Origin of the sequence: Streptomyces sp. YGL11-2 (assembly GCF_050054615.1) — a bacterium.
Taxonomy (GTDB): domain Bacteria; phylum Actinomycetota; class Actinomycetes; order Streptomycetales; family Streptomycetaceae; genus Streptomyces.
The window spans coordinates 1-1,485 of the sequence record NZ_JBNHIN010000123.1 but is presented as its reverse complement, the minus strand read 5'-3'; the positions used below and the strand labels follow the sequence as shown (position 1 = coordinate 1,485).

Here is a 1,485-nt window from a genome sequence, read left to right as displayed (position 1 = left end):
GCCTTCCCGAGGAAGGCGGCCGCGGCGGATCCCCGGATCGCTCAGGCCAGTACCCGCTGCTCCGCGGTGACTTCACCGTCGCTGAGGTGCCAGTGCAGGTCCCGTACGCCGGGCTCCAGCGAGAGGCGGGTGATGACCTGCTCCAGGGCCTGGGCGATGTCGCCGGAGACGGTGACCGCGGCGCGGAAGCCGGTGGTGTCCTCGGACTCGCGACTGGCCCGGAGGCCGGTGGGGGTCAGCCCGGAGGCGGTCAGTGCCTGGAGCAGGAGGGCGCGGATGTGCGTCTCGGCGCGGCGCTCGCAGACCACGTGGACGGTGGCGTGGACGGCCGCGTCAGGGTCGGACCCGGAGGCCGGTGCCCGGTCCAACAGCCGCCCGGCCGGGCGCAGTACGAGGTGTACGGCCAGGACCGCGACGGTGCCCAGGACGGCGAGCTCCAGCCGGCCGGAGGCGGCCAGCACGCCTACCGCCGCGGAACACCACAGCGTGGCCGCGGTGTTGAGCCCGCGCACCCCGGCCCCGTCGCGCAGGATCACCCCGCCGCCGAGGAAGCCGATACCGGACACGACGTAGGACGCCACCCGGGTCGGGCTGCCCGAGTCGCCGACGGCCGTGCTGTAGAGGACGAAGAGGGTCGCGCCCGCGGCCACCAGGGCGTTGGTGCGCAGCCCCGCCATCCGGGCGCGCCATTGGCGCTCGACGCCGATCAGCGCTCCACAGGCGACGCCGGTGGCGAGCCGGATCAGGAAGTCGATGATGGTGAGGGTGTGCATGGTGCACCTCCTTCGGTGGCCGGGACCACGATTGCGGGACAGGGTGGTTGCTCCCGGGCGGGGGAGCGGGGCAGAGGGTGTTGCGCGCCCTCCTGGTGTTGAGTGCCGTGCTACTGCGCGAGCGCGACCTCAACGATCTTGATGACGACCAGGACCATCGCGATGAGCAGGTACGTGCGCAGGGCACCCATCCCGATCTTGCGGCCGGTGGAGAAGATCGGCTTCGGCAAGGTCTCCAGCGGGGGCATCCGCCAGTCGTCCTTGCCGCTGCGGTTGATCGGCCGGCCGCTGAGCGCCCAGCCCTTGCTGCGGCGGCGGACCTCCGCGTAGCCGATCGCGACGACTCCGGCGATGCCGCAGCCGACCATGATGTCGAGGATGGTGGTCGCACCGATGTCGGGGAAGAGAACGGAGGCGGTCAGGATGATGGAGAGGGTGACCAGGACTCCGACCACCGCGGCGGTGAAGGCGTTGGTCTTCGGGCCGTTGACCCAGGGGCCCAGGACGGCGCGGTCGTTGCAGAGCAGGAGGAGGAAGACGCTGGCGGAGGGGAGGAGGACGCCGGCGAGGGTTTGGACGCCTTCGGTGAGCAGGCCGAGCGGAGAGCCGGGGATCAGCACGATCACGGCGGCGACGGCCACCACTCCGGCGTAGATGGCGTAGAAGCCCTTGGCGCCCTTGATGCCGCGGTGCAGGGAGTGCTTGATGCCGA

General features: G+C 71.6%; 2 protein-coding genes. Both read right to left on the bottom strand.

Annotation, left to right across the window (positions count from 1 at the left end; translation table 11 throughout):
- Nucleotides 1-41: 41 nt before the first annotated feature.
- A complete protein-coding gene (locus ACO1BR_RS43760) occupies nucleotides 42-773 on the bottom strand; it encodes an MgtC/SapB family protein (RefSeq protein ID WP_426800696.1) in 732 nt (243 codons plus the stop codon).
- Between the two features lie 110 nt (nucleotides 774-883).
- The coding region (locus ACO1BR_RS43755; protein WP_426800695.1) for a divalent metal cation transporter at nucleotides 884-1,485 on the bottom strand (602 nt) is incomplete at its 5' end.